Annotated in this window: 24 protein-coding genes; 15 read left to right on the forward strand and 9 right to left on the reverse strand. The window is 60.1% G+C overall.

The genetic code is table 11. The features are described from left to right. The first annotated feature begins 75 nt into the window (after positions 1–75). Positions 76–645 (forward strand): hypothetical protein, encoded by a 570-nt coding sequence (locus BVH74_RS15200; protein ID WP_155121733.1) that lies wholly within the window; start codon positions 76–78, stop codon positions 643–645. 31 nt (positions 646–676) lie between these two features. On the opposite strand, the gene BVH74_RS15205 is transcribed toward BVH74_RS15200, so the two are convergent. After that, positions 677–907 (reverse strand): 30S ribosomal protein S3, encoded by a 231-nt coding sequence (locus tag BVH74_RS15205; RefSeq protein WP_080051757.1) that lies wholly within the window; start codon positions 905–907, stop codon positions 677–679. A 173-nt stretch (positions 908–1,080) separates the two neighbouring features. Here BVH74_RS15205 and metG point away from each other — a divergent pair, with 173 nt between their 5' ends. The 12 genes from metG to BVH74_RS15265 all read left to right on the forward strand — a co-directional run bounded on the left by metG (position 1,081) and on the right by BVH74_RS15265 (position 12,544). Further along, the gene (metG, locus tag BVH74_RS15210) at positions 1,081–3,129 is read left to right on the forward strand and encodes a methionine--tRNA ligase (protein ID WP_080050908.1); all 2,049 of its coding nucleotides are present in this window, start codon (positions 1,081–1,083) and stop codon (positions 3,127–3,129) included. Between the two features lie 13 nt (positions 3,130–3,142). Then, entirely contained in the window at positions 3,143–3,727 is a 585-nt protein-coding gene (gene rsxA / locus BVH74_RS15215) for an electron transport complex subunit RsxA (RefSeq protein WP_080050909.1), read from the forward strand. A gap of 2 nt (positions 3,728–3,729) precedes the next feature. Then, positions 3,730–4,314: an electron transport complex subunit RsxB gene (rsxB, locus tag BVH74_RS15220; protein WP_080050910.1), complete on the forward strand. Its 585-nt coding sequence runs from the start codon at positions 3,730–3,732 to the stop codon at positions 4,312–4,314. Then, complete coding sequence (rsxC, locus tag BVH74_RS15225) at positions 4,311–6,509, forward strand: electron transport complex subunit RsxC (protein ID WP_080050911.1); 2,199 nt, start codon at positions 4,311–4,313, stop codon at positions 6,507–6,509. Before rsxB ends, rsxC begins: the two co-directional genes overlap by 4 nt. Then, entirely contained in the window at positions 6,509–7,576 is a 1,068-nt protein-coding gene (gene rsxD / locus BVH74_RS15230; RefSeq protein ID WP_080050912.1) for an electron transport complex subunit RsxD, read from the forward strand. The genes rsxC and rsxD overlap by 1 nt, the downstream gene beginning before the upstream one ends. Further along, entirely contained in the window at positions 7,576–8,262 is a 687-nt protein-coding gene (rsxG, locus tag BVH74_RS15235; protein ID WP_080050913.1) for an electron transport complex subunit RsxG, read from the forward strand. The genes rsxD and rsxG overlap by 1 nt, the downstream gene beginning before the upstream one ends. Beyond that, the gene (locus tag BVH74_RS15240; protein WP_080050914.1) at positions 8,255–8,971 is read left to right on the forward strand and encodes an electron transport complex subunit E; all 717 of its coding nucleotides are present in this window, start codon (positions 8,255–8,257) and stop codon (positions 8,969–8,971) included. Before rsxG ends, BVH74_RS15240 begins: the two co-directional genes overlap by 8 nt. Before the next feature lie 3 nt (positions 8,972–8,974). Further along, positions 8,975–9,610, forward strand: a complete 636-nt coding sequence (nth, locus tag BVH74_RS15245) for an endonuclease III (protein ID WP_080050915.1) — start codon at positions 8,975–8,977, stop codon at positions 9,608–9,610. 199 nt (positions 9,611–9,809) lie between these two features. Next, a complete protein-coding gene (locus tag BVH74_RS15250; RefSeq protein WP_080050916.1) occupies positions 9,810–9,992 on the forward strand; it encodes a PA3496 family putative envelope integrity protein in 183 nt (60 codons plus the stop codon). 208 nt (positions 9,993–10,200) lie between these two features. Further along, on the forward strand, positions 10,201–10,428 hold the full coding sequence (locus BVH74_RS15255; RefSeq protein WP_080050917.1) for a DUF2061 domain-containing protein: 228 nt from the start codon (positions 10,201–10,203) through the stop codon (positions 10,426–10,428). 65 nt (positions 10,429–10,493) lie between these two features. Next, the gene (locus BVH74_RS15260; protein ID WP_080050918.1) at positions 10,494–11,780 is read left to right on the forward strand and encodes an alpha/beta fold hydrolase family protein; all 1,287 of its coding nucleotides are present in this window, start codon (positions 10,494–10,496) and stop codon (positions 11,778–11,780) included. A 2-nt stretch (positions 11,781–11,782) separates the two neighbouring features. Further along, entirely contained in the window at positions 11,783–12,544 is a 762-nt protein-coding gene (locus BVH74_RS15265; RefSeq protein ID WP_080050919.1) for an MlaA family lipoprotein, read from the forward strand. A gap of 493 nt (positions 12,545–13,037) precedes the next feature. On the opposite strand, the gene BVH74_RS15270 is transcribed toward BVH74_RS15265, so the two are convergent. The 3 genes from BVH74_RS15270 to BVH74_RS15280 all read right to left on the reverse strand — a co-directional run bounded on the left by BVH74_RS15270 (position 13,038) and on the right by BVH74_RS15280 (position 15,713). Continuing rightward, the gene (locus tag BVH74_RS15270) at positions 13,038–13,490 is read right to left on the reverse strand and encodes a YcgN family cysteine cluster protein (RefSeq protein ID WP_080050920.1); all 453 of its coding nucleotides are present in this window, start codon (positions 13,488–13,490) and stop codon (positions 13,038–13,040) included. 1 nt (position 13,491) lies between these two features. Continuing rightward, positions 13,492–13,755, reverse strand: a complete 264-nt coding sequence (locus BVH74_RS15275) for a glutaredoxin family protein (protein WP_080050921.1) — start codon at positions 13,753–13,755, stop codon at positions 13,492–13,494. 131 nt (positions 13,756–13,886) lie between these two features. Next, positions 13,887–15,713: a 5'-nucleotidase C-terminal domain-containing protein gene (locus tag BVH74_RS15280; RefSeq protein WP_080050922.1), complete on the reverse strand. Its 1,827-nt coding sequence runs from the start codon at positions 15,711–15,713 to the stop codon at positions 13,887–13,889. 147 nt (positions 15,714–15,860) lie between these two features. On the opposite strand from BVH74_RS15280, the gene BVH74_RS15285 reads away from it, so the two are divergent. After that, a complete protein-coding gene (locus BVH74_RS15285; RefSeq protein WP_080050923.1) occupies positions 15,861–17,189 on the forward strand; it encodes a deoxyguanosinetriphosphate triphosphohydrolase in 1,329 nt (442 codons plus the stop codon). Here BVH74_RS15285 and BVH74_RS15290 read toward each other — a convergent pair. From BVH74_RS15290 to BVH74_RS15310, 5 genes are all read right to left on the reverse strand, one after another. Next, the gene (locus BVH74_RS15290) at positions 17,176–18,030 is read right to left on the reverse strand and encodes a nitrate- and nitrite sensing domain-containing protein (RefSeq protein WP_080050924.1); all 855 of its coding nucleotides are present in this window, start codon (positions 18,028–18,030) and stop codon (positions 17,176–17,178) included. The two genes, BVH74_RS15285 and BVH74_RS15290, sit on opposite strands and share 14 nt — an antisense overlap. A 57-nt stretch (positions 18,031–18,087) precedes the next feature. Beyond that, complete coding sequence (gloA, locus tag BVH74_RS15295) at positions 18,088–18,489, reverse strand: lactoylglutathione lyase (protein ID WP_080050925.1); 402 nt, start codon at positions 18,487–18,489, stop codon at positions 18,088–18,090. Between the two features lie 83 nt (positions 18,490–18,572). Continuing rightward, positions 18,573–19,790, reverse strand: a complete 1,218-nt coding sequence (locus BVH74_RS15300) for an argininosuccinate synthase (RefSeq protein ID WP_080050926.1) — start codon at positions 19,788–19,790, stop codon at positions 18,573–18,575. Positions 19,791–20,170: 380 nt separating this feature from the next. Further along, entirely contained in the window at positions 20,171–21,019 is an 849-nt protein-coding gene (locus BVH74_RS15305; protein ID WP_080050927.1) for a flagellar protein MotY, read from the reverse strand. 256 nt (positions 21,020–21,275) lie between these two features. Further along, entirely contained in the window at positions 21,276–23,312 is a 2,037-nt protein-coding gene (locus BVH74_RS15310) for an NADPH-dependent 2,4-dienoyl-CoA reductase (protein ID WP_080050928.1), read from the reverse strand. A 219-nt stretch (positions 23,313–23,531) separates the two neighbouring features. Between BVH74_RS15310 and BVH74_RS15315 the strand changes: the two genes are divergently transcribed. Continuing rightward, positions 23,532–24,548 carry an AraC family transcriptional regulator gene (locus tag BVH74_RS15315; RefSeq protein WP_080050929.1) on the forward strand — a complete coding sequence of 339 codons (1,017 nt, stop codon included), beginning with the start codon at positions 23,532–23,534 and terminating at the stop codon, positions 24,546–24,548. Positions 24,549–24,720: the final 172 nt, after the last annotated feature.

A 24,720-nucleotide genomic window follows, 5' to 3' on the forward strand; every position in this document is an offset into this window, starting at 1 on the left:
AAGGCTGAAATGTCCGCCGGTCTATGGCCAGGGTTTGACCAGCCAGCAGCAAAAAACACAGGGAGAGTAGTTTTCGTGTCATACATGCATCCAGGCGTGACTGTCAGTCCATTTTCAAGAGACCGCAACGTAGCAGGGATCATCGGCCTGCTTTTCGCCCTAACAAGCCCGCTTGCCCTGGCCGATGAGTCACTGTTTCTGTGCAAGGCAGACGAACAGCTGATTTTCGGCTGTGACATAGGAGAAAAAACCGTCTCGCTCTGCGCCTCTAAAGAGCTCACCAGAGAATCCGGTTACGTGCAGTACCGTTTTGGCCAGCCGGACAACATTGAGTTCGTCTACCCCAGTGAAAAGACTCCACCCGCAGGGAAATTTTTCCTGGGGCTTGCTGCGTTCTCTGGTGGCGGGGCCAGCATTGTTCGGTTCGACAATAGCGGTTATGAGTACATGCTGTTCGACAGCATGATCAGGACCAACTTCACTCCGGGCGAGCCGAACTATCCGAAATTCCAGGCCGGTGTAGTGACTCGCCATCGCGGCAAAATCACCTCTACCCGCTTATGCGACGACAACGAGGCAAGCGTCAGGGGCCCGGCATTTGATGTTTTCGAGCGAGAAGACTTTGACTACGACGTTCTGCCCTGACAGCGGGCGAGCCAGTGGCGCACTATTTGGGTCAGGAGTAAGCGTCAGCTTTGCTGCGTAGCCAGGTTTCCAGGTCTTTTTTCCTGATCTTTTCGGCTTTGGCCTGCTGCAGGCATTGCAGCAGGTAGGCACGGCGTTCGGGGCTATTACCGGCGATGGACAGGGCCAGGTCGCGCTGCATCCAGCGCTGGATCAGTACATACAGCCACCAGTGAAAAGCCAGCCCGGCGACGGTGGTGACGACTATGATGAAGTAATCCATGCCCATTTCTGCTCTGAATCGGTATACCAGCGCGCAGTAAACACCAGTACCCAAGCGCGCTCAAGAGATTTGCCAGGGGGTGCGGCAAGACGCCCCTGACAGATGACCCAAACGCCTCAAACAGGTATGATTACCGCCCTTTAAATCCGTTAGCAAGCACAAGCCGAGTACCCATGAGCCAAGCACAACAACGCCAGATCCTGGTAACCAGCGCCCTGCCCTACGCCAATGGTTCGATCCATTTGGGGCATATGCTGGAGTACATTCAGACTGACATTTGGGTGCGTTTTCAGAAACTGCGCGGTCATCAGGCCGTGTATGTCTGCGCCGACGATGCTCATGGCTCGGCGATCATGCTGCGTGCGGAGAAGGAAGGCATTACGCCGGAACAGTTGATCGCCAACGTAAAGGCCGAACATACCACCGACTTTGCCGATTTTCTGGTCGATTTCGACAACTACCACTCGACCCACTCGGAAGAGAACAAGCAGTTCTCCGAACTGATCTATACCCGCCTGAAAGAAGCCGGCCACATCGCTACCCGGTCGGTGACCCAGTATTTCGACCCGGACAAGGGCATGTTCCTGGCTGACCGCTTCATCAAGGGCACCTGCCCCAAGTGCGGCGCCGAGGACCAGTACGGTGACAACTGCGAGAAGTGCGGCGCTACCTACGAGCCGACCGAGCTGAAAGACCCGCGTTCGGCAATCTCCGGCGCCACCCCGGTGCTCAAGGATTCCAAGCATTTCTTCTTCAAGCTGCCGGATTTCCAGGCCATGCTGCAGGAGTGGACCCGCAGTGGTTCGCTGCAGGAGGCGGTCGCCAACAAGATTGCCGAGTGGCTGGATTCTGGCCTGCAGGAATGGGACATCAGCCGCGATGCGCCCTACTTCGGCTTCGAGATTCCCGGTGAGCCGGGCAAGTATTTCTACGTCTGGCTGGACGCGCCGATTGGCTACATGGCCAGTTTCGAGAACCTGTGCAAGCGCCGCCCGGAGCTGTCGTTCGATGCCTTCTGGGGCAAGGACTCGACGGCCGAGCTGTACCACTTCATCGGTAAGGACATCGTCAACTTCCATACCCTGTTCTGGCCAGCGATGCTGCACGGTGCCGGTTTCCGCAAGCCGACCGCTGTCAATGTGCATGGCTACCTGACGGTGAACGGGCAGAAGATGTCCAAGTCGCGCGGCACCTTTATCAAGGCCCGCACCTATCTGGATCACCTGAACCCGGAATACCTGCGTTACTACTACGCGGCCAAGCTCGGCCGTGGCGTCGAGGATCTGGACCTGAACCTGGAAGACTTCGTGCAGAAGGTCAATTCCGATCTGGTCGGCAAGGTGGTGAATATCGCCAGCCGCTGCGCCGGGTTTATTCACAAGGGCAACGCCGGGGTGATGGTTGCCGCCAACCCGGCACCGGAGCTGACCGAGGCCTTTGCCGCCGCCGCGCCGAGCATTGCCGAGGCCTACGAGAAACGCGACTTCTCCCGCGCCATGCGCGAAATCATGGCCCTGGCCGACCGTGCCAATGCCTGGATTGCCGACAAGGCGCCCTGGGCTCTGAACAAGGTCGAGGGCAAGCAGGATGAGGTGCAGGCGATCTGCTCGCTGGGCATCAACCTGTTCCGTCAGTTGATCATCTTCCTCAAGCCGGTGCTGCCGAACCTGGCGGCCCAGGCCGAGCAGTTCCTGAATATTGAACCGCTGCGCTGGGAAGATCACCAGACGCTGCTGTCAGGCCACCAACTCAATGCCTTCCAGCCGCTGCTGACCCGTATTGAGCCGGCCAAAATTGAGGCCATGGTTGAAGCCTCGAAGGAAGACCTGGCCGCCAGCGAAACCGCTGCTGCGCCGGCTGGCAATGGCGAGCTGGTCAAGGAGCCGCTGGCTGCCGAGATCAATTTCGACGCCTTTTCCGCCGTGGATCTGCGCATTGCGCTGGTCGAGAAGGCCGAGTTCGTTGAGGGCGCCGACAAGCTGCTGCGTCTGAGCCTGGATATCGGCGACGCCAAGCGCAACGTATTCTCCGGTATCAAGAGCGCCTATCCTGACCCGAGCAAGCTAGAAGGCCGGCTGGTGCTGTATGTAGCCAACCTGGCGCCACGCAAGATGAAGTTCGGGGTATCCGAGGGTATGGTGCTGGCTGCCGGCCCCGGTGGCGAAGAAATCTTCCTGCTCAGTCCCGACAACGGTGCCAAGCCGGGTCAGCGGGTAATGTGAGAGGCCGGGTAACATGACGGAATTTGCCCTGATACTGGTCAGTACCATACTGGTCAACAACTTTGTACTGGTGCAGTTTCTCGGCCTCTGCCCGTTCATGGGTGTGTCCGGCAAGCTGGAGACCGCCATTGGCATGTCGGCGGCCACTACCTTTGTACTGACCCTGGCGTCGATCCTCAGTTACCTGACCTTTCAGTACATCCTGGTGCCGCTGGAGCTGGAATTTCTGCGCACCATCGCCTTCATTCTGGTGATTGCCGTGGTCGTGCAGTTCACCGAGATGGTGGTGCACAAGACCAGCCCCCTGCTTTACCGCGTGCTGGGCATCTTCCTGCCGCTGATCACCACCAACTGCGCCGTGCTCGGGGTGGCGCTTCTGAACACCAACCGCGCCGAGCAGACCTTCATGCAATCGGCGGTCTACGGCCTGGGTGCCGCGCTGGGCTTCTCGCTGATTCTGGTGCTGTTCGCCGCCCTGCGTGAGCGCATTGCCATCGCCGACGTACCCACACCGTTCCGCGGTGCGGCCATCGGCATGATCACCGCCGGCCTGATGTCGCTCGCGTTCATGGGCTTCACCGGCCTGATAAGGTTGTAAGCATGTCTGTCGTCCTGACCGCCATTCTCGTTCTGCTTGGCCTGGCGCTGATTTTCGGCGCGATCCTCGGCTATGCCGCCATTCGCTTCAAGGTTGAAGGCGACCCGATCGTCGATCAGATCAACGCCCTGCTGCCACAGACCCAGTGCGGCCAGTGTGGCCACCCCGGCTGCCGACCCTATGCCGAAGGTATCGCCAATGGCGAGCCGATCAACAAATGCCCACCGGGTGGCGAATCGACCATTCAGGCGCTGGCCGATCTGCTGGATGTCGAGGCCTTGCCGCTGGATGCCGAGCATGGCGAAGAAAAGCCGAAGATGGTTGCCTACATCCGTGAAGCCGAGTGTATCGGCTGCACCAAGTGCATTCAGGCCTGCCCGGTCGATGCCATCCTGGGCGCCGCCAAGCAGATGCACACGGTGATCGTTGATGAATGTACCGGCTGCGACCTGTGCGTAGAGCCCTGCCCGGTCGACTGCATCGACATGGTGCCGCTGCCGACCACCCCGCAGAACTGGAAGTGGGACTACCCGCTGCCGCCCCAGCAACTGATCGCCACCGATGCTGCGCGAGGTCAAGCCGCATGAAGTCCGCCATCCGCATCTGGGACATTCCCGGTGGCATCCATCCTGAAGAACACAAGCACGAGTCCACCCAACGCGGGCTGGAACCGGCACCGCTGCCCAAAACCCTGATCCTGCCGCTGCAGCAGCATATTGGTGCGCGGGCTGAACCTGTGGTTCAGGTCGGCGACAAGGTACTCAAGGGGCAACTGCTGGCCGAAGCCAACGGGGTTGTCAGTTGTCCGCTGCACGCACCAACCTCGGGCACCATTACGGCCATCGGGCCGGCCCCCTACCCGCACGCTTCCGGCCTTGCTGAACTGGCGATTACCCTGGAGGCCGATGGCCTGGATCAGTGGACCACACTCGCGCCGATCAGCGACTACCGCACGCTCGATCCGGCCCTGCTGCTGGAAATGATCCGCCAGGCCGGTATCAGCGGCCTGGGCGGTGCCGGCTTCCCGACGGCGGTCAAGCTCAAGGCCCGTCCGGAGCAGAAAACCCAGACGCTGATCATCAACGGCACCGAGTGCGAGCCGTACATCACCGCCGACGATACCGCGATGCGTTACAAAGCCGCCGAAATCGTTGCCGGTATCGAAATTCTGATGCATATCCTCAACCCTGATCAGGTGCTGATCGGCATCGAGGACAACAAGCCCGAAGCCATTGCCGCCATGCGCGAGGCGGTGGGCACCCGGACGATGCAGGTGGTGGTATTCCCGACCAAGTACCCGTCCGGTGGCGAGAAGCAGCTGATTCAGATTCTGACCGGCAAGGAAGTGCCCAGCGGCGGCCTGCCAGCCGATATCGGCATGGTCTGCCAGAACATCGGTACCCTGCTGGCCATTCATGACGCGGTACTGCTCGGCCAGCCGCTGATCAAACGGATCACCACCCTGACCGGTGCAGCACTGGGGCGGCCAACCAATGTCGAGGCGCTGATCGGCACCCCTATCATCGACCTGCTGCAATTTGCCGGCCTCAAGCCCGACCAGCTCTACCGTCTGGTCATGGGCGGGCCGATGATGGGTTTTACCCTGCAGGATCTGAACGCGCCAATCATCAAGAGCAGCAACTGTCTGCTGGCCGGCACCCGCGAAGAACTGCCGCCACCGCCACCGGCCCAGGCCTGCATCCGTTGTGGCCTGTGCGCCGAAGCCTGCCCGGCAGAACTGCTGCCGCAGCAGTTGCACTGGTTCGCACTGGGCAAGGATTACGACCAGCTCAAGCGTCAGCACCTGTTCGACTGCATCGAGTGCGGTGCCTGCTCCTATGTTTGCCCCAGCAGCATTCCGCTGGTGCAGTATTACCGTGCAGCCAAGGCCGAGATCCGCGCCATTGAGCTGCAGCAGCACAGGGCCGAGCATTCCAAACAGCGCTTTGAACAACGCCAGGCTCGCCTGCAGCGCGAAGCCGAGCAGAAGGAACTGGAGCGCCAGGCGCGGGCCGAGAAGGCCGCACGCCTGAAAGCCGCCAAGGAAGCCGAAGCCGCCCAGGCGCCCAAGCAAGCACCAGCCGGTACTGAGGCTCCGGCACCGGTCGCCAAACCCGCCGGGCTCAGCGATGAGCAGAAACAGCTCAAGATTGCTGCGGCCACTGCCCAGATGGCGGTCAAGAAAGCCAATAAGCAACTGGCCGCCAACCCGGACAATGAAGAGCTCAAGGCGCAGATCGCCGAGCTGGAAAAAGCCGCCCTTGAGGCCCAGGCCGCCTTTGAGGCAGCCACCGGCGGCGCCGCCGCACCGCCTGCTGTACGCGCTGAGGCCAGTGACAAACCGGCCAGGAAGCCGGTGGACGAGAACCTCAAAAAAGCCAAACTGGATCTGGCCATGGCCCGTGCGGCCGTTAAAAAACTCGAGCGCGAGCTGACCGCCACCCCAGACAGCGACGAGCTGCAGCAGCAACTGGCGCAGGCCCGCACAACCCTGCAGGAGGCCGAAAAGGCCCTGCACGCCGCCGAGGACGCCAGCCCTATCCCGCCACCTGAGCGTGAGCGCGTCGAGAAGCGCCCGGTGGATGAAGCCACCCGCCAGCTCAAGACTGACCTGGCCATGGCCAAGGCTGTATTCAAACAGGCCGAACGAGCCGTCAAGGACGCCCAGGAGCAAGGCCAGGATGCCAGCGCGCTGGAAGCCGAGCTGGTGAGCAGCCGCGCAGCACTGGATCAGGCCGCCAAGGCCTTTGCCGATCACATGGCCAGCAAGGAGAAAGTCTGATGGCCCTGGTGCGTATGACCTCGCCCCACGCCAAGGGCAATAACAAGACCCAGACCCTGATGCTCTGGGTACTGGCCGCCACCCTGCCCGGCGTAGCCGTGATGACCTGGCTGTTCGGTTGGGGCACGCTGATCAACATCGTACTGGCCAGCAGCTTCGCCCTGGCTTGCGAGGCGCTGATTCTGGCCCTGCGCAAACGCCCGGTGGGCTTCTTTCTGAGCGACGGCAGCGCCCTGGTCACTGCCTGGCTGCTGGCCCTGGCCCTGCCGCCGCTGGCGCCCTGGTGGCTGGTCCTGATCGCTACCAGCTTTGCTATCGTGTTCGGCAAGCAGCTCTACGGCGGGCTGGGCCAGAATCCGTTCAACCCGGCGATGCTCGGCTATGTGGTGGTACTGATCTCGTTCCCGGTGGAAATGACCAGTTGGCCGGCCTGGCGCGGTATTGAACAGGTAATGCCTGATATCAGTGCCAGCCTGGGGTTGCTGGAAGCCTTGCAGCGGGTGTTCATGCCCGCCAGCCTGGCGATTGACGGCTGGACCCTGGCCACCCCGCTGGATGTGGTCAAGAACAACAACAGCCTGACCATGGATGAGCTGCGCCAGGCCCAGCCGATCTTTGGCGCCATGGCCGGTTACGGCTGGGAATGGGTCAGCCTCGCCTATCTGGCTGGCGGTGCCTTCCTGATCTACAAGAAAGTCTTCAGCTGGCATGCCCCGGTTGGCATGCTCGGTGCGCTGGCGCTCATGAGCCTGCTGTTTTGGGGCGGCTCGGGTTCAGACTCCAATGGCTCGCCGCTGTTCCACCTGCTCAGCGGGGCGACCATGCTCGGTGCGTTCTTCATCATTACCGATCCGGTGTCCGGCGCCACCAGCAAGCTCGGCCGGCTGATCTTTGGCGCCGGGGTCGGCATTCTGGTCTATGTGATCCGCGCCTGGGGCGGCTACCCGGATGCAGTGGCCTTCGCCGTGCTGCTGATGAATCTGGCCGCACCGACCATCGACTATTACACGACTCCGCGCACCTACGGCCACCGCAAGGCTGAGCGCGGCATGGGCAAGGTGGACTGATGAGCGAACAAGAACAGAGCACACAGCCATTGGGCGCCGGTCGCTCGGTAGTGCGCAACAGCCTGATTCTTGGGCTGTTCGCCATGGCCACTGTTGGCCTGATCGCAGTTACCCAGATCAGCACCGCGCCGCGCATCGCCGAAGAACAGCGCCGTGTGCAGATGAGCGCACTGAACGAGATTCTGCCGCATGACCAGCACGACAACGATCTGCTGGCCGATGGGTTCGAGGTCAGCGACCGCGAGCTGCTCAACCTGCCACGCCCGACCATGGCCTACCGTGGGCGGGTTGAGAATGAAGTGGTAGCGGTGATTCTGCCGGTGGTCGCGCCGGATGGCTACAGCGGCCGTATCGACCTGCTGGTTGGCGTGCGTGCCAACGGTGAGCTGGCTGGCGTGCGGGCGCTCAATCACCGGGAAACCCCGGGGCTCGGCGACAAGATTGAGCTGGCCAAGAGTGACTGGGTTCTGAGCTTCAACGGCAAGAGCCTGCAAGTGCCCGCTCCGACCGGCTGGGCGGTGCGCAAGGATGGCGGCGAATTCGACCAGTTCACCGGTGCTACCATCACCCCGCGCGCAGTCATCCAGGCGGTCTATCGCGCCCTTGAGTATTTCGCCGCCCACCGCCAGCAGTTGCTGGAATTGCCCGACGCCAGCACCATGAATGAGGACAGCATCGATGGCTAGCACCGATTTCAAGAGCATCAGCGCCGACGGCCTGTGGCACAACAACCCCGGCCTGGTCCAACTGCTGGGCCTGTGCCCGCTGCTGGGTGTCAGCAGCACCGCCGTCAATGCCCTGGGCCTGGGGCTGGCTACCATTCTGGTGCTGGTCGGCTCCAACGTGGCGGTATCGCTGATCCGCAGCGCGGTAACCGATGCCGTGCGTCTGCCGGCGTTCGTGATGATCATCGCCGCGCTGGTGACCTGTACCGAACTGCTGATGCAGGCCTTCACCTATGAGCTGTATCAGATTCTCGGCATCTTCATTCCGTTGATCGTGACCAACTGCGCGATCCTCGGCCGCGCCGACGCCTATGCCTCCAAACATCCGGTGCTGCCGTCGTTGATTGATGGTTTCATGATGGGCCTGGGCTTTGCCCTGGTGCTGCTGGTGCTGGGCATGCTGCGCGAACTGGTCGGCTACGGTACGCTGTTCTCCAACATGCATCTGCTGCTGGGACCGATTGCGGCCGACTGGAAGATTGTGGTGTTCAGCAACTACAAGGATTTCCTGTTCGTCATTCTGCCGCCCGGCGCCTTCGTGTTCATGGGCCTGCTGATCGCTCTGAAAAACGCCATCGACAGCCACGTCAAAGCCCTCCAGGCCGCCCGCGCCGAGAAACCGGCCGCCAGTGGCAGCAAACGGGTACGAGTGACCGGGACCATCAGTTAAAGCATGAACAAGGCCAAGCGTTATGAAATCTTCCGCCGACTGCGTGAAGACAATCCGCACCCAACCACCGAGCTCAACTACAGCACCCCGTTCGAGTTGCTGGTAGCGGTGACCCTGTCGGCTCAGGCGACCGATGTAGGCGTCAACAAGGCTACTGACAAGCTGTTTCCGGTGGCCAATACTCCCGAGGCCATTTACGCGCTGGGTGTTGAAGGGTTGAGCGAGTACATCAAGACCATCGGCCTTTACAACAGCAAGGCCAGAAATGTCATCGAGACCTGCCGGATCCTGATCGAGCAACACAACAGCCAGGTGCCGGACAACCGCGAGGCGTTGGAAGCCCTGCCTGGCGTCGGTCGCAAGACCGCCAACGTGGTACTCAACACCGCCTTCGGCCAGCCGACCATGGCCGTGGATACGCATATCTTCCGGGTCAGCAACCGCACTGGTATCGCCCCCGGCAAAACCGTGCTGGCGGTGGAAAAGCAGTTGCTCAAGCATGTCCCCAAGGAGTTTCTGGTCGATGCCCACCACTGGCTGATCCTGCATGGCCGTTACGTCTGCAAGGCCCGCAGCCCACAGTGCGGTAGTTGCCGGATTGAGGATCTGTGCGATTACAAGCACAAGACCTGCGACTGATAGCCTCCTATGTAGAAGCGCTCCACGAGCACTAATTGCAGCCCCTTTTGCGCCGCAGCAAGCCGCTTGCACCACGCGCCGATACTGAGCTCATGACTTTTTCGAAAAATCATCTGAAACAATAAAAAAAATCTATTTCCGCTGAGACTTTTCTGCCGCTATAAGGTCCGCAAATGGCACTTCATTGTGGAGTTGAGTCATGGCCAAAGCGAAAGCCGAAATCGAACTGGACGATGATGAATTTGTGGATGAGGATGACGCGCCGGATACCGATCCGGCAGCCAATTCCAAGGCCAGCCTGACCAAGCGTCGGCTGATCGACAATTATCTGGAAGAACGTCGTCTGCAAAAGCAGTTGTCCGACTACGACTTCGACCTTTAAGGCAATACGCCCCCTGCCGCTGCAGGGGGCAGCCTCAAGGCTGGGTTCGCGGGCCGGCTGATCAACATACCTTCAAGCTACCAACCATCCCTTTCTGATAGCTTTGACCAATCAAAAGCATTAGTCATTTCTGTTTCTGCTTCAGGTAATGCTCGCCTACTATCAACTCAGCGGGAATGATTCCCATTGGACTATAGAGGCTGTCATCATGACCAAGACCATTTCCTTCACCCTGATGCACTTCACTATTGCTTTTGCCGTGGTCTATGCCATGACCGGCAGCCTGGTTCTGGGCGGTGCGGTTGCGGTAGTGGAGCCCGCGCTGAACAGTGTGGCTTTCCACTTCCATGAAAAAGTCTGGAAACGTATTGAGCAGCGCCGGCAAATGCGCCGCGAGCAGCGAGGCATGCGCTTTCCTCCGGTAATGCAGGCCTGACTCGCCGAGGAACTTTTGCGGGCTGATTAGGGTATATAGTGTCTGTGTTCATCACGGATTAGCCCATGCCCAGATTTAATGGACTGCTCGTCGTTCTGCTTGCGTTACTGGCGCTCAAGGCCAGCGCGGATGATTTCAGTTACCCCATAAGCAATGCACTTATGGCAACTATCGCCGGCACGCCTCAACGACTCATGGCCCCGGTGCCAAGCGAGTCCGATGTGCGTCAGCGCGATCTGTCGGTGCGCGTGTTGCCCGAGCGCAACCTGCCACCGACCCTGTCGCAATACCGCGATCTGCATTTCCGTCTGGCCTGGCAGCAGCAACCGGCCCCGTTGCTGTTTCTGATCGCCGGCACCGGCTCCAGCTATGACAGCCCCCGACTGGATTACCTCAAGCGGGTGTTCTGGCAGGCGGGCATGCATGTAATAGTGCTGTCCTCACCGACCAATCATGACTTCATCGCCGCCGCCTCACGCAGTGGCCTGCCCGGCTTGGGACGCGAGGATGCCCGCGACCTGCACACTGCCATGTCGATGGCTGCCGAAAAGGCCCGCCACGAAGTCGGCCTGCAGGTTACCGAGCACCATGTGGTGGGCTTCAGCCTTGGCGCGCTGAATGCTGCCTTTGTCGCCGAACTGGACCAGCGCCTGGGACAGTTCAACTTCAGCCGGGTGTTGCTGCTCAACCCACCCGTGGACCTCTATACCTCGATTCAGCGGCTGGATTCGCTGGCCCGTACCCGCATTGACGGGGTCAGCGATACGGACAGCTTCTACGAGCATATCTTCGGCAAGCTCTCGCGTTACTTTGCCGAGAAAGGCGAAACCGACATCGAGGGTGGTCTGTTCTATGGCATCCAGTCATCCGACCAGGCCCTGACCGACCCTGAGCTGGCCATGCTGATTGGCGCGGTATTCCGTTTCGCCGCTGCCGACCTCAACTTCATGGCCGATCTGGTGACCGGTGGTGGCCTGTATGCGCCAGCGGACGAGCGACTCAAGGTCAGCACTTCACTCACTCCCTATCTGCGCCGGGCGCTGTTCTGCGACTTCAGCTGCTACATCGAAACTCAATTGTGGCCGGACTGGAGCAGTCGTAATGCAGACAAAACCATCGATGACATGGCTTGGCATACAAGCCTTAGAAGCATCGAGAACTTTCTGGCCAGCCATTCCGGCATTGCCGCACTGACCAATGCCGACGATCTGATTCTCAGCCGTGAAGACTATGACTTTCTGCATCAGACCTTTGGTGAGCGCGCGTTTCTGTTTCCCCGTGGCGGGCATGGTGGCAACCTTCAGCACCAGACCGTGGTTGAGCGGATGCTGAGCTTCATACAGGGAGAGTAACCATGCGAACGACCATAACCCTGGGCCTGACCTGCGCCCTGCTCACCACGCCTGCGTTTGCCAACCAGGCTCCGCCCTACCATGACCCGCTGGCAGGCCTGGTGATCGATGATCAGGCCGGCCATTACCAGTTCGAGCGCTCCAGCCTGGATGCTCTCAACGTTTATGACCCGTTCGAGGGTTTCAACCGGCGCATGTATCGGTTCAACGCCCAGTTCGACCATTACGTCTATCTGCCAACAGTCCGGGCCTACGAAGTCGTAACCCCGCGCTTTGTGCGCTCGGGAGTACGCAACGTTTTCGCCAACCTGGGGGATGTTCCCAACCTGGCCAACAGCCTGGCTCAGGGCAAGATCGAGAAGAGCATGCGTACCACCGCGCGCCTGCTGTTCAACACCATTTTGGGTGGGCTGGGCCTGTTCGATGTGGCCAGCAAGATGGGCCTGCCGCAGGAACCCGAGGATTTCGGCCAGACTCTGGGCCGCTACGGTGTGCCGCCGGGGCCTTATCTGGTGCTACCGCTGCTGGGGCCTTCGAACCTGCGTGACAGCACCGGGCTGGTGGTGGACTGGTCAGTGGAAGACGCCATCAACTATCTCGACAGCCACAGCGTGATGAACAATGAGCAGTGGCTCTATGGGCTGTACGCCATTGACCTGCGTTACAACAATGACTTTCGCTATGGCGCGCTGGATAGTCCGTTCGAGTACGACCAGATCCGTTACTTGTATCTGAAATTGCGCGAGTTGCAGATCGGGCAGTAGGTGTACAGGGGCGTGGTAATTCAGGGGCGACCGGTGGATTGCCACGGGCCTGCGGCCCTCGCAATGACGGGTGTAAGGCACACACCTCTGCCCCCTCGCAACAAACCCCATCGCCCATCATCATTGCGAGGAACAGGGGGCGGCCATCCGCCGACGTGACAATCCAGGGCGGCCGGTGGATTGCCACGGGCCTACGGCCCTCGCAATGACGGGGTGTAGGTGACATAGCCCTTGCCTTGGCAATGACGGGTGTAGGTGACATAGCCCCTGCCCTGACAGTGACGGGTGTAGGCTACATAGTCCCTGCCCTGGCAATGACGGGTGTAGGCCACATAGCCTCTGCCTTGGCAATGACGGGTGTAGGCCACATAGCCCCTGCCTTGGCAATGACAGGGTTTAAGCCGCAGCCATCGCCCCAAACCTCACAACGATGAGGCACAGACCCATCGCCCCACACCGTCATTGCGAGGGCCGCAGGCCCGTGGCAATCCAGTTACCCGACCCGAAAAATGATGTGCTCTTCCCAGTCGTCTTCATCCACCGCATCCTCAGCCAGCATCCGTCCGGCCTGGGAAATGCCGGCCTTGTGGACGGCCTTCGGGTCGCCGCAGACCAGGTGGTGCCAGGGCGGTAACTCTTCGCCTTCGGCCACCAGGCGGTAGGCGCAGGTCGGGGGCAGCCAGGCGAACGACTGTGCATCGGCCGGGGTCAACTGGATGCAGTCGGGCACGAACTCCCGGCGCTTGGGGTAATTGCTGCACTGGCAGGTCTTGAGATCCAGCAGCTTGCAGGCGATGCGGGTGTAATAGATTGCCGCCGGATCATCCTCATCCTCGAGCTTCTGCAGGCAGCACAGGCCGCAGCCGTCGCACAGGGACTCCCACTCGTCCTGATCCAGTTCATCCAGCCGCTTGCGCTTCCAGAATGGCACCACGGTCATGGCCATCTCAACGGCCCTCGCTCAGGACATCGCCCAGCCAGTCCATCACCTGGGCCAGGTCAAACGGAAAATCCAGCTCGGCGCCGCTGTCTTGTCGCTGAAGCACCGGGATACGCAACTGATAGCGCTGCATCAGTTCATCACTGTCGCTGATATCGACCTCGCTCACCCGCAAACCGTCGGCAATCAGCGGTTGCAGGATCTGCATGGCGGCCTCACACAGGTGACAGGCCAGCGTGCCATAGAGAGTGACGGGAGGGAGTTGAGTCATTGCGGGTCACGGCGGGTCGGGAAACAGCTGGCTATTGTAGCGCCATTTGGGGTATTTACCGACACTTACCCGCTGACTGGCCAAAGCCCGGAAGGAAATAGTCTTCCCTCCGGGCTGTGCCTCTGACTGACTCAGTTGGCCGGGGTATAGAACTGGGTGGAGTACTCATCCAGCGCCGGCTTGGCCACAGTGCCGACTTCCAGCATGTAATCGACAAAGGACTGCGCATAATCGAGGAAGGTATCTTCCGCACGGCCATCTTCACTCACAGTACCGAAGGTGACATAGCCATCCTGCCCCATGGCGGTAAAGCTGTTGCTTACCACCGTCAGTACGGTGCTGTCGATCAGTGGTTGCCAGTCACCCTCGTTACGAATCCGATACTCGATATCGTACAGCCGCTGGCCAGCCGGTCGGTTCATATCGACATACCAGCGCAGACCGGAAGCATAAGGATAGGCACCGGTGGAATTGCTGTGGGCGTACTCCACAGCTTCATTGAGCACCTGGCGAATTTCCGCGCCGGTCATTTCCAGATTGGTCAGGGTATTGCCGAACGGCAGCAAGGTGTAGGCATCGCCAATGGTGATGTCGCCGGCAAAGATATCAATCCGCACACCACCGGAGTTCTGGATGGAGACATCGGCGCCCTTGCTCATGAACAGGAAAGCACTGGCCACCACATTGGGGATGTCACCACCACGGTCGGGGTCTTCACCGGTGCAGGTGGTATCGCCGTAAGGCACCCCCGGAATCCGCGCCAGACAAAGGTCTTCGACCGCCAAACCAATCACATTGTTGCGAAACTCATCAAGCTGCTCAGAGAAGCTGTTGAGCAGCGCCTGAGCAGCGGGATCCGGTGCAGTCAGGCTGAGCTGTGGGTCGGCATCGATAGCTGCTTGCAGTTCAGCCAGGGTATTGCCGGTCAAAGCAGCGTTGCTGCGGGTTGGGTTATCCAGCAACAAATGTGGTACGCCTTCACAGGACACTACATTGCCGTCAGCATCCCACTGCACATTCAGTTCGCCAACCACCTTGGAGTACTCCCAGGCCTGGGCAACACAAACCCGGTTGCCGTCGGCATTGGTGACCATGGTCGGGTACTCGCCGCCAGCATTCAGGCCGTAGGCATCGAAATCACCCAGCAAGGTGTGAGAGTCACCGCCGATGATCACATCCACACCAGACAGGTTACGCGCCATGTCCAGGTCGTTCTCATACTGATAATGGGTCAGCAAAATGATCTTGTTGACGCCCTGCTCGGCCAGCTCGTTGATCATCGCCTGGGCCGTTTCCTGTTCATCCAGAAACTCGGTAGTTGGCAGAGGACTGGAGCTGCCTTGGGTCTTGCCGCGAATATCGATACCGATTATGCCCACCTGCTGGCCGTCCACTTCGTGAATGTAGTACGGCTTGATGTAATCATCTTCAGCGCTGGGCGCCAGCGGTGTACCAATCTGCGGTTTGACATTGGCAGCCAGTACAGCAGTGTTGCAGCTACCTGCAGCGAGATAATCGAGGAACTTCACCAGCCCCGCATCGCCCCGGTCAAATTCGTGGTTGCCAAGGGCAAAGGCATCGAAGCAGACCTCGTTCATCAGGGCTGCGTCAGCCTCACCCTCGAAGGTTGAAAAGTACAAGGTGCCGGTGATGGCATCCCCGGCGTGCAGCTTGAGCACGTTTTCCAGTTCGGCTTCACGCTCTGCAATTTTGGCCACCACACGCGGGAATCCGCCCAGAGCAAAACTGGTTTCAGCGCCGGCAATGTTAAGACTGATGCTGGTTTCATCCAGATTGGAATGGTGATCGTTGATATGCAGAATATTCAGCGACAGGGGCTGACCAACATCATTATCGTCGGCATTGCGATTGCTACTGCTACCACTGTTGCAACCACTCAGCACTATGGCTGAGATTACCGGCACCAGGGCCAGGGAGGCTTTAAGTCTCACAATCATGCTCCTTTGAATGAGTACTCGACTCGCAAGCCTGCCAGCTGTATGTGTCAGTCCAGTGATGTCTGGATGCCGATTTGGTGACTGGGCCTCGCCCTCGACAGCCTTCGGCAGCTGTCGCATACTCGGCTCAACCACAGGGAGTCATGCATGGATTGGGAAACACTGCTGTGTCGCGAACGTCTGGGCAAACCGGTTGCCAGTGCCGATGAGTTGGGTCGCACGCCCTTCCACAAAGATCACGACCGGGTCATTTTCTCCGGCGCCTTCCGCCGGCTGGGCAAGAAAACCCAGGTTCATCCAGTCTCCAGTAACGACCATATCCATACCCGCCTGACCCACAGTCTGGAAGTCGGTTGCGTCGGCCGTTCGCTGGGCATGCGGGTAGCCGAGATGCTGCGCGGCCAGTTGCCCGACTGGTGCGAGCCGGCGGATATCGGGGTGATCGTCCAGGCCGCCTGCCTGGCCCACGACATCGGCAATCCGCCCTACGGCCATTCCGGTGAAGACGCGATTCGTCACTGGTTCCAGCAGGCTGCCAGCCAGGGCTGGCTGGACCCGCTCAGTGATGACCAACGCAATGATTTCCTGCACTTCGAGGGCAATGCCCAGGGTTTCCGGGTACTGACCGAGCTGGAGTACCACCAGTTCGAAGGCGGCATGCGCCTGACCTATGCCACCCTGGGTGCCTATCTCAAATACCCGTGGACCGCCCGACATGCGGAAAACCTGGGCTACAAGAAACACAAGTTCGGCTCCTACCAGGCCGAATACCCACTGCTGGTACAGATTGCCGAAAAGCTCGGGCTGCCGGCCCAGGGCGAGCAGTGCTGGAGCCGCCACCCGCTGGTCTATCTGGTCGAGGCGGCAGACGATATCTGTTACGGCCTGATCGACCTGGAAGACGGCCTGGAAATGGAGCTGCTGGCCTATTCGGAAGTCGAGCGTCTGCTGCTCGACCTGGTCGGCGATGACCTGCCGGAAACCTACCGACAACTGGGCCCCAAAGACTCAACCCGGCGCAAGCTGGCGATCCTGCGCGGCAAGGCCATTGAACACTTGGTCAACGCCGCTGCCGAGGCGTTCATTCGTCAGCAGCCGGCGCTGCTCAGTGGCACCCTGCCGGGCGATCTGGTTGAACATATGCACCCGTTGGCCCGCGACTGCGTGCAAACCGCCAAGGCCATGGCCCGCGAACGGATTTTCCAGGACAAACGCAAGACCCTGCATGAAATCGGCGCCTACAGCACCCTGGAAACCTTGCTGGACGCCTTCTGCGGTGCGGTCAATGAACTGCATGCCGGCCAGCACCTGAGCTTCAAGCACCGACGCATTCTGGATTTGATGGGTAATAATGCCCCGCGTGAGGACTGGGACCTGTATCGCAGCTACCTGCGGGTGATCGACTTTATCGCCGGGATGACAGACCTCTACGCCGCCGATATGGCGGCCCGCATTCGCGGCATCACGCTGGGCTGAGAACGTTCTGCTGCAGGCGCTCAAGCAGCATGTCGGCCAGCGCCAGTTGGGCGCTGATGGTCCGGGTCGCGGTCTGGAAATAGTTCTGCGCGCGCACGAGCGGGCCTTTTTCGCTCTCAAGCAGGTCCTCGATCAATTGCAGCAGCGCATCCAGGCTGTCTTCGGCCTCGCGCACCGCAGCCGCCATCTGAGTGCGCAGCAACGCATCGCTATACAGCCGGGCCGGCACTCCATAGGCACGCAAGCGTATCTGTTCAGCCAGGCGCTGCAACTCTTCACGTTGCAATGCACTATTCTGCCGCCGCGCGGCGATACCCGTGCCGATTGCCCGGGCCTGCCCCAGCAATTCAGCATTCTGCAGCAGCTCCAGCCATAACCCTTCGGTTTGCGGCACCAGATGCCCCAGACAGACCAGGTCCTGCTTGCCGGCCATTTCCTCAATGGTATCGAGCAGTTGAGCGATCATTCGGTTATGCAGCAACAACACTTGTTCGGCACTGGCTTGCTCGCGCTGGGCATCCACTTCCTGCCAGCCGGCCAGCACATGGTGCCAGCCGGGATACCAGAACAGGCTGGCCTCATGGACCTTGGCCTGCTTCAGCAAGGCGTCGACCTGCTGGCTGACCGACCAACGCTGAGCCTCCAATCCGGGCTCACCGGACATGGAGCCATAGCAAAGGCCCCGGTGGCGCTGGAGTTGTTCGAGCAACAGACGCAACAGGCGGATCTGATCGAGAATCTGGGTATGTTGGCGACGCGCCAACTGACGGCGACGGAAATAGCTCAACCGGGTCAGCAACAGAACCAACAGGAGCAACGTGACCAAAAACCCCCAAAGCATGTGCTTCTCCTGGCTGATCTGACGTGGATTGCTCTCAGGGGAGGCGCATGCCGTTGATCAACTTGAGGCTGGGCTGGAACGCCCGGATAACAGCTCAATCCGGTAACCGTCCGGATCTTCGACGAAGGCCAGAATACTGGTGCCGTGTTTCATCGGCCCGGCCTCGCGTACCACCTTGCCGCCAGCAGCCTTGATCTGCTCGCAGGCCTTGTAGACATCCTTGACCTCAATGGCGATATGGCCGTAACCACTGCCCAGGTCGTAATGATCGGTATCCCAGTTGTGGGTCAGCTCCAGCACGGCCTGCTCGGCCTCATTGCCATAGCCGACAAAGGCCAGCGTAAAGCGCCCTTCCGGGTAGTCTCTGCGTCGCAACAGGGTCATGCCCAGCACTTCGGTATAGAACGCAATGGACTTCTCCAGGTCGCCAACACGAAGCATGGTGTGAAGTATGCGCATAGTTTCTTCCTCCGAAGGGGCTGGGGCTGGAGACCGCACTCAGCAGTCGTCCAGCCTTAAGCCTATAGCGGTTCCAACGGCTTTTACAGCAGCTTGCGACCCTTGCCTGCGGCGATGCGCATGCGCAGAGCATTGAGCTTGATGAAACCGGCAGCATCGGCCTGATCGTACGCGCCGGCATCGTCCTCGAAAGTGGCGATGTTGGCGTCGAACAGCGAGTCATCGGACTTGCGGCCCACGACAATGACGTTGCCCTTGTACAGCTTCAGGCGCACGACACCGTTCACGTTCAGTTGCGAGGCGTCGATCATTTCCTGCAGCATGACCCGCTCCGGGCTCCACCAGAAGCCGTTGTAGATCAGCTCGGCGTATTTGGGCATCAAGCTGTCTTTGAGGTGAGCGACTTCACGATCCAGGGTGATCGACTCGATGGCGCGGTGGCCCTTGAGCATGATGGTGCCGCCGGGAGTTTCGTAGCAACCGCGCGACTTCATGCCGACGAAGCGGTTTTCAACAATATCCAGACGACCGATGCCGTTCTCGCCGCCGATGCGGTTCAGCTCAGCCAGTACGGTGGCCGGGCTCAGTTCCTTGCCGTCGATGGCGACGATATCACCGTTGCGGTAGGTCAACTCGATGTAGGTCGGAGTGTCCGGGGCGTTCTCCGGCGACTTGGTCCAGCGCCACATGTCTTCTTCGTGCTCGGTCCAGGTGTCTTCCAGCACGCCGCCTTCATAGGAGATGTGCAGCAGGTTGGCATCCATGGAGTACGGCGACTTTTTCTTGCCGTGACGCTCGATCGGAATCGCATGCTTCTCGGCGTAATCCATCAGTTTTTCGCGCGAGAGCAGATCCCATTCACGCCAGGGGGCGATAACCTTTACGCCCGGCTTCAGCGCGTAGGCGCCCAGCTCGAAACGAACCTGATCGTTGCCCTTGCCAGTGGCACCGTGGGAAATGGCGTCAGCGCCGGTTTCGTTGGCGATTTCAATCAGGCGCTTGGCGATCAGCGGACGGGCAATCGAGGTGCCCAGCAGGTATTCGCCTTCATAGACGGTATTGGCACGGAACATCGGGAAGACGAAGTCACGCACGAACTCTTCACGCAGGTCATCGATGTAGATTTCCTTGACGCCCATCGCCTGAGCTTTAGCGCGGGCCGGCTCGACTTCCTCACCCTGACCCAGATCGGCGGTAAAAGTCACCACTTCGCACTGGTAGGTTTCCTGCAACCACTTGAGGATTACCGAGGTATCCAGGCCGCCCGAATAGGCCAGGACGACTTTCTTCACGTCAGACATTGCGCGCTCCATAGGAAGATGACTCCCGCTGCCCGATAGGGCAACGGCCAAAGGCGCTATTTTAGGGCCTGTTGACGTTTCATCACAACCGCGCCGGCACCTGTTTTTGCGCGAGACAAGGAGCGAGATGCGAGGTTTGGTGGGCCAAATAAGCATCGAGCAACGCTGTATCGCGCAAAAACAGGCCCGGCCCTTCGGGTTGCGCGGAAAATTTCGCCATGCGTCGTTGTGGGACTTGGCAAGGGAATAACCATTACCTGCGTCCCACGCCTAGCCTGGCGAAATTTTTCGCAGCAACGCGGCTTGCGATGAAACGTCAACAGGCCCTGGCGTTACAGCGCGAGGATTCACAGGGGCGCGGGCCACTGGCTAAAGAAACCTCAGTGCTTTTCCAGTCGCAATGTCACCCGACGATTCTGCGCCCGCCCCTCGGCGCTACGATTGCTGGCCACTGGGAAGCTGTCACCGTGGAAGCGCAGGCTGAACTTCGATTCATCCACCCCGCGCTCGATCAGGTAGTTCTGCACAGCCAGCACTCGCTGACGGGACAGCTCACGGTTATCCAGACGATTGCCGACGTTGTCCGAGTGCCCATCGAGCTGAATGCCCTTGATCTGATCATCGGCCTCGATATAGATCAGCACTGTATCAAGCAATTGCCGTGCAGCATCATCCAGTTTGCTGCCACCCGTGGCAAAACTGACCACGCTGCGCGAAGCCTGATCGAAATTGATCGGCAGCAGGCCAGTAGCGCATTGCTGAAAATCGTTCCAGGCCGCCTGATAACCGACGCTGGACACCACCACTCGCACCGGCTCGCTGCCGGCAAAGCTGCTGCGCTTAATGGTCGGATGCAGCCCTTCGGCCAGACCGGCCAGCATCAACCCGGCCTGCTGTTCAGGGGCGACCAGCGCCACCGGCCCGTCCTGAACCTGAGCCTGCCCCAGCAACCGGCTACGGGTGCCCGGGCGCCAGAGCGGAGCCTCGTTGTAGAGCTGGGCCGGGCCCGGCTGCATCAGGTTGCTCCAGGGCTTCAACTCAAAGGTCGGCCGCTCGCCTGCACGGCGAACGAACACCGCCTCACCGTAACCGGTAACAGTCTGCGACAACCGACACTCGAACTGATCCCCCGCCACCGACCACTGCACATCTTCCATGCGGGTCTGGAAGGTCAGTGCCTGCACCGGCAAGGTAATACTCAGCAAAATCCCCAGATAGACTCGCGCCACGCTTGGCTCCACAGGCTTTAGCAACTCTCTTGTGAAGAATCGGCGCAAAACCGGAAAACTTTAGGAAAGCCCCCTGGATTGCCACGGGCCTACGGCCCTCGCAATGACGAGGGTGAAGCAATCCACACGCGGGTATGCCTACCCCACTAACGTCATTGCGAGCAGCGCAGCCGCGAAGCAATCCATGGGTGGGCGGCCTAGCCCCGTGGATTGCCACGGGCCTGCGGCCCTCGCAATGACGAGTTGTGGGGCTGACTCAAATACCTGCGGCCAGGCGCGAGCCCTGGTCAATCGCCCGCTTGGCGTCCAGCTCGGCGGCGACATCGGCACCGCCAATCAGGTGCACGGACTTGCCCAGCGCTTCCAGGCCGTCCTTGAGTTCACGCAGCGGCTCCTGGCCAGCGCAGATGATCACGGTGTCCACCGGCAATACCTGCGGCTCGCCGTTTTCACCGATGCTGATATGCAGGCCCTGATCATCGACCTTCAGGTACTGCACCGCATTGAGCATCTGTACCTGCTTGTTCTTCAGACCGGTGCGGTGAATCCAGCCGGTGGTCTTGCCCAGACCATCGCCGACCTTGCTGCGCTTGCGCTGCAACAGATACACCTCACGCGCCGCCGGATGCGGTTGCGGCTGAATACCGGCGATACCACCACGGGCCTCCAGCGCAGTATCGATGCCCCACTCCTTCCAGAACAGCTCAACATCCTGGCTCGGGCTCTGGCCTTGGTGGGTAATGAATTCGGACACGTCGAAGCCGATACCGCCAGCACCGATCACCGCCACCTTCTGCCCGACCGGCTTGCGTTCGAGAATCGCATCCAGATAGCTGATGACCTTTGGATGCTCGACACCCGGGATATCCGGGGTACGCGGCACGATGCCGGTGGCCAGGATCACTTCGTCGAAGTCTTTGAGGTCCTCGGCGCTGACCCGGCGGTTGAGCTGCAGCTTAACGCCGGTCTTGTCGATCAGCTTGCCGAAGTAGCGCAAGGTTTCATAGAACTCTTCCTTGCCAGGGATACGCTTGGCCACATTGAACTGGCCACCGATTTCAGCCGCCGCATCGAACAGCGTTACCTCATGGCCACGCTGGGCCGCGACAGTGGCCGCCGACAGCCCGGCCGGGCCAGCTCCAACCACGGCAATTTTCTTCACCTGGGTGGTGGGAATGTAGTTCAGCTCAGTCTCATGACAGGCGCGCGGGTTAACCAGGCAACTGGTCAGCTTGCCGCCAAAGGTGTGGTCCAGACAGGCCTGGTTACAGCCGATGCAGGTGTTGATCTCATCGCTGCGGCCTTCGGCGGCCTTGTTGACGAACTCGGGATCAGCCAGGAACGGCCGCGCCATCGAAACCATGTCAGCATCACCCTCGGCCAGCACCTGTTCGGCCACTTCCGGGGTGTTGATACGGTTGGTGGTGCACAGCGGAATCGAGACTTCACCCCGCAGCTTGGCCGTAACCTTGGTGAAGGCCGCGCGCGGCACCTTGGTGGCAATGGTCGGAATCCGCGCTTCGTGCCAGCCGATACCGGTGTTGATAATGGTGGCGCCGGCCTTTTCGATGGCCTTGGCCAGCAGGACGATCTCATCCCAGGTGCTGCCACCTTCGATCAGGTCGAGCATCGACAGGCGATAGATGATGATGAAGTTCGGCCCAACCGCTTCACGAATACGGCTGACGATTTCAACCGGCAGACGCATGCGGTTTTCGTAGCTGCCGCCCCAACGGTCGGTACGCTTGTTGACGTGGGCGACCAGGAACTGGTTGATGAAGTAGCCTTCCGAGCCCATCACTTCAACACCGTCATAGCCGGCGCTCTGGGCCAGGGTAGCGCAGGTCACGAAATCGTTGATCTGCTTCTGAATGCCCTCTTCGTCCAGTTCCTTGGGAGTGAACGGGTTGATCGGCGCCTGCACGGCGCTGGGAGCGACCAGCTTGGGACTGTAGGCATAGCGACCGGCATGCAGAATCTGCATGCAGATCTTGCCACCTGCTTCATGCACCGCCTGGGTGACGACCTTATGCTGCTCGGCTTCTTCGGCAGTGGTCATTTTGGCCGCACCGTGGGCGACGCAACCCTCTTCATTCGGGCCGATACCGCCGGTGACGATCAGACCAACACCGCCCTTGGCCCGCTCGGCAAAATAGGCGGCCATACGGGCGAAGCCATTGGGGCGCTCTTCCAGGCCGGTATGCATGGAGCCCATCAGAGTGCGGTTACGCAGGGTGGTAAAGCCCAGGTCCAGCGGGGCCAGCAGGTGCGGATAGCGGGCGTGCTCGCTCATCGTATTCTCCGGTTATATCGTCATCAGGTGGTGTGCCGCTCTGAGGCAGCTTGCTTATGACGAGACAATAGGCCGCATCCCGTCGGCGCTCAATTACTTCAAGTGACATTTTTATAACTCTGAATTACATTGTGCAGTCATTCACTGCAGGAAATACTGATTGCTGGGTTTGTGCATCAGCACCATTGCGGTTCCCCAGCGTATCAACAGGAATACTCCATGAAACTCGGCGACCTGTCCGTCGGCTATCTCTACAGCCTGCAAGCCGTGCTACGCGGCCTGGGGCATGATCCGGCGCCGTTGTTCCAGCGGTTTCGAATCAGCGATGAACTGCTGGCCACACCTGGGGCGCGCATCAGCATTCCGCGCTTCATGCGTCTGGGCAACGCCGCGATTGGCCTGAGCCAGCGGGCCGATATCGGTTTGTTGATGGGTAGCCAGAGTCAGGCCAGCCATCTGGGGCTGCCTGGCGTAACCGCGCAGTGCGCCCCGGACCTGAATCGTGCATTCGAGACCCTGGTGCACTTCGAGCGGCTGACCAGCATGAACTACCGCGGCCATTCGAGCTTCGAGTCTCCGGCCTTGCGGTTCTATTCGATCAGCCCGTACAACGCCTTCAACCTGTTTGTGGTCGACTCGGCACTGGCCTCCCGCGCACAACTGGCCCGGCAACTGAGTGGCGGCCAGGCCCGCCTGCGAGAAGTGCATATCGAGTTTCCCGCCCCGGCCTATGCCGAGCGCTATGAAGCGTTGTTCAACTGCCCGGTGCTGTTCGAGCAGGCGCATAACCAGTTGCTCTGGGAACCGGCAAGTCTGACGCAGCCACTGCTGCACAACGCGCCGAGCACCTATGCCCAACTGCGCGCGCTGTGTGAGGCCCAGTTGCATGAGCAGACCCGGCACCGGCGCTTGCGCGAGCGGGTCGAGGAAATTCTTTCACCGCGCCTGCATAGTCAATTGCCGGGCATTACCGAGGTCGCCAGACAGTTGGGGTTGCCATCATGGACCCTGCGCCGACGCTTGCAGATTGAGGATGGCACGCGGTTTCAGGACATTATCGATGAGACCCGACGGGATCTGGCTCTGAGTTATATCCGCGATACCGAACTGGCGCTGGGTGAAGTGGCGTTTCTGCTGGGCTTTTCGTCACCGGCAGCGTTTCAGCGCGCATTCAAGCGCTGGGCTGGACAGGCGCCGGGGCAGTTCAGACGGGAACAGCGGGTAGTGAGGGGGTAGAACGCGGTTACAAAGGGAGAAGAACAGCCGAAGGGACATTACATCTCTTCGGCATCTTCCACGGTTTCATCCCATTCCTGGGCACGTTGTTCCAGCAGTTCTTCCACGTAATCGTTCATTGCTTATCTCCTGATTGTCATTCGAGTGGAACACAAGGGACCTCTGAAAAACG

This window comes from Halopseudomonas phragmitis (assembly GCF_002056295.1).
Taxonomy (GTDB): domain Bacteria; phylum Pseudomonadota; class Gammaproteobacteria; order Pseudomonadales; family Pseudomonadaceae; genus Halopseudomonas; species Halopseudomonas phragmitis.

What these genes read in the sequence shown, in the direction of transcription:
- BVH74_RS15260 (WP_080050918.1), top strand. Translation starts at nt 10,494, where the DNA reads ATGCCCAGATTTAATGGACTGCTCGTCGTTCTGCTTGCGTTACTGGCG.
- BVH74_RS15250 (WP_080050916.1), top strand. Translation starts at nt 9,810, where the DNA reads ATGGCCAAAGCGAAAGCCGAAATCGAACTGGACGATGATGAATTTGTG.
- nth (WP_080050915.1), top strand. Translation starts at nt 8,975, where the DNA reads ATGAACAAGGCCAAGCGTTATGAAATCTTCCGCCGACTGCGTGAAGAC.
- BVH74_RS15265 (WP_080050919.1), top strand. Translation starts at nt 11,783, where the DNA reads ATGCGAACGACCATAACCCTGGGCCTGACCTGCGCCCTGCTCACCACG.
- BVH74_RS15315 (WP_080050929.1), top strand. Translation starts at nt 23,532, where the DNA reads ATGAAACTCGGCGACCTGTCCGTCGGCTATCTCTACAGCCTGCAAGCC.
- BVH74_RS15310 (WP_080050928.1), bottom strand. Translation starts at nt 23,312, where the DNA reads ATGAGCGAGCACGCCCGCTATCCGCACCTGCTGGCCCCGCTGGACCTG.
- rsxB (WP_080050910.1), top strand. Translation starts at nt 3,730, where the DNA reads ATGTCTGTCGTCCTGACCGCCATTCTCGTTCTGCTTGGCCTGGCGCTG.
- gloA (WP_080050925.1), bottom strand. Translation starts at nt 18,489, where the DNA reads ATGCGCATACTTCACACCATGCTTCGTGTTGGCGACCTGGAGAAGTCC.
- BVH74_RS15275 (WP_080050921.1), bottom strand. Translation starts at nt 13,755, where the DNA reads ATGACTCAACTCCCTCCCGTCACTCTCTATGGCACGCTGGCCTGTCAC.
- rsxC (WP_080050911.1), top strand. Translation starts at nt 4,311, where the DNA reads ATGAAGTCCGCCATCCGCATCTGGGACATTCCCGGTGGCATCCATCCT.
- BVH74_RS15285 (WP_080050923.1), top strand. Translation starts at nt 15,861, where the DNA reads ATGGATTGGGAAACACTGCTGTGTCGCGAACGTCTGGGCAAACCGGTT.
- rsxA (WP_080050909.1), top strand. Translation starts at nt 3,143, where the DNA reads ATGACGGAATTTGCCCTGATACTGGTCAGTACCATACTGGTCAACAAC.
- BVH74_RS15280 (WP_080050922.1), bottom strand. Translation starts at nt 15,713, where the DNA reads ATGATTGTGAGACTTAAAGCCTCCCTGGCCCTGGTGCCGGTAATCTCA.
- BVH74_RS15240 (WP_080050914.1), top strand. Translation starts at nt 8,255, where the DNA reads ATGGCTAGCACCGATTTCAAGAGCATCAGCGCCGACGGCCTGTGGCAC.
- metG (WP_080050908.1), top strand. Translation starts at nt 1,081, where the DNA reads ATGAGCCAAGCACAACAACGCCAGATCCTGGTAACCAGCGCCCTGCCC.
- rsxD (WP_080050912.1), top strand. Translation starts at nt 6,509, where the DNA reads ATGGCCCTGGTGCGTATGACCTCGCCCCACGCCAAGGGCAATAACAAG.
- BVH74_RS15290 (WP_080050924.1), bottom strand. Translation starts at nt 18,030, where the DNA reads ATGCTTTGGGGGTTTTTGGTCACGTTGCTCCTGTTGGTTCTGTTGCTG.
- BVH74_RS15300 (WP_080050926.1), bottom strand. Translation starts at nt 19,790, where the DNA reads ATGTCTGACGTGAAGAAAGTCGTCCTGGCCTATTCGGGCGGCCTGGAT.
- BVH74_RS15255 (WP_080050917.1), top strand. Translation starts at nt 10,201, where the DNA reads ATGACCAAGACCATTTCCTTCACCCTGATGCACTTCACTATTGCTTTT.
- BVH74_RS15205 (WP_080051757.1), bottom strand. Translation starts at nt 907, where the DNA reads ATGGATTACTTCATCATAGTCGTCACCACCGTCGCCGGGCTGGCTTTT.
- rsxG (WP_080050913.1), top strand. Translation starts at nt 7,576, where the DNA reads ATGAGCGAACAAGAACAGAGCACACAGCCATTGGGCGCCGGTCGCTCG.
- BVH74_RS15270 (WP_080050920.1), bottom strand. Translation starts at nt 13,490, where the DNA reads ATGGCCATGACCGTGGTGCCATTCTGGAAGCGCAAGCGGCTGGATGAA.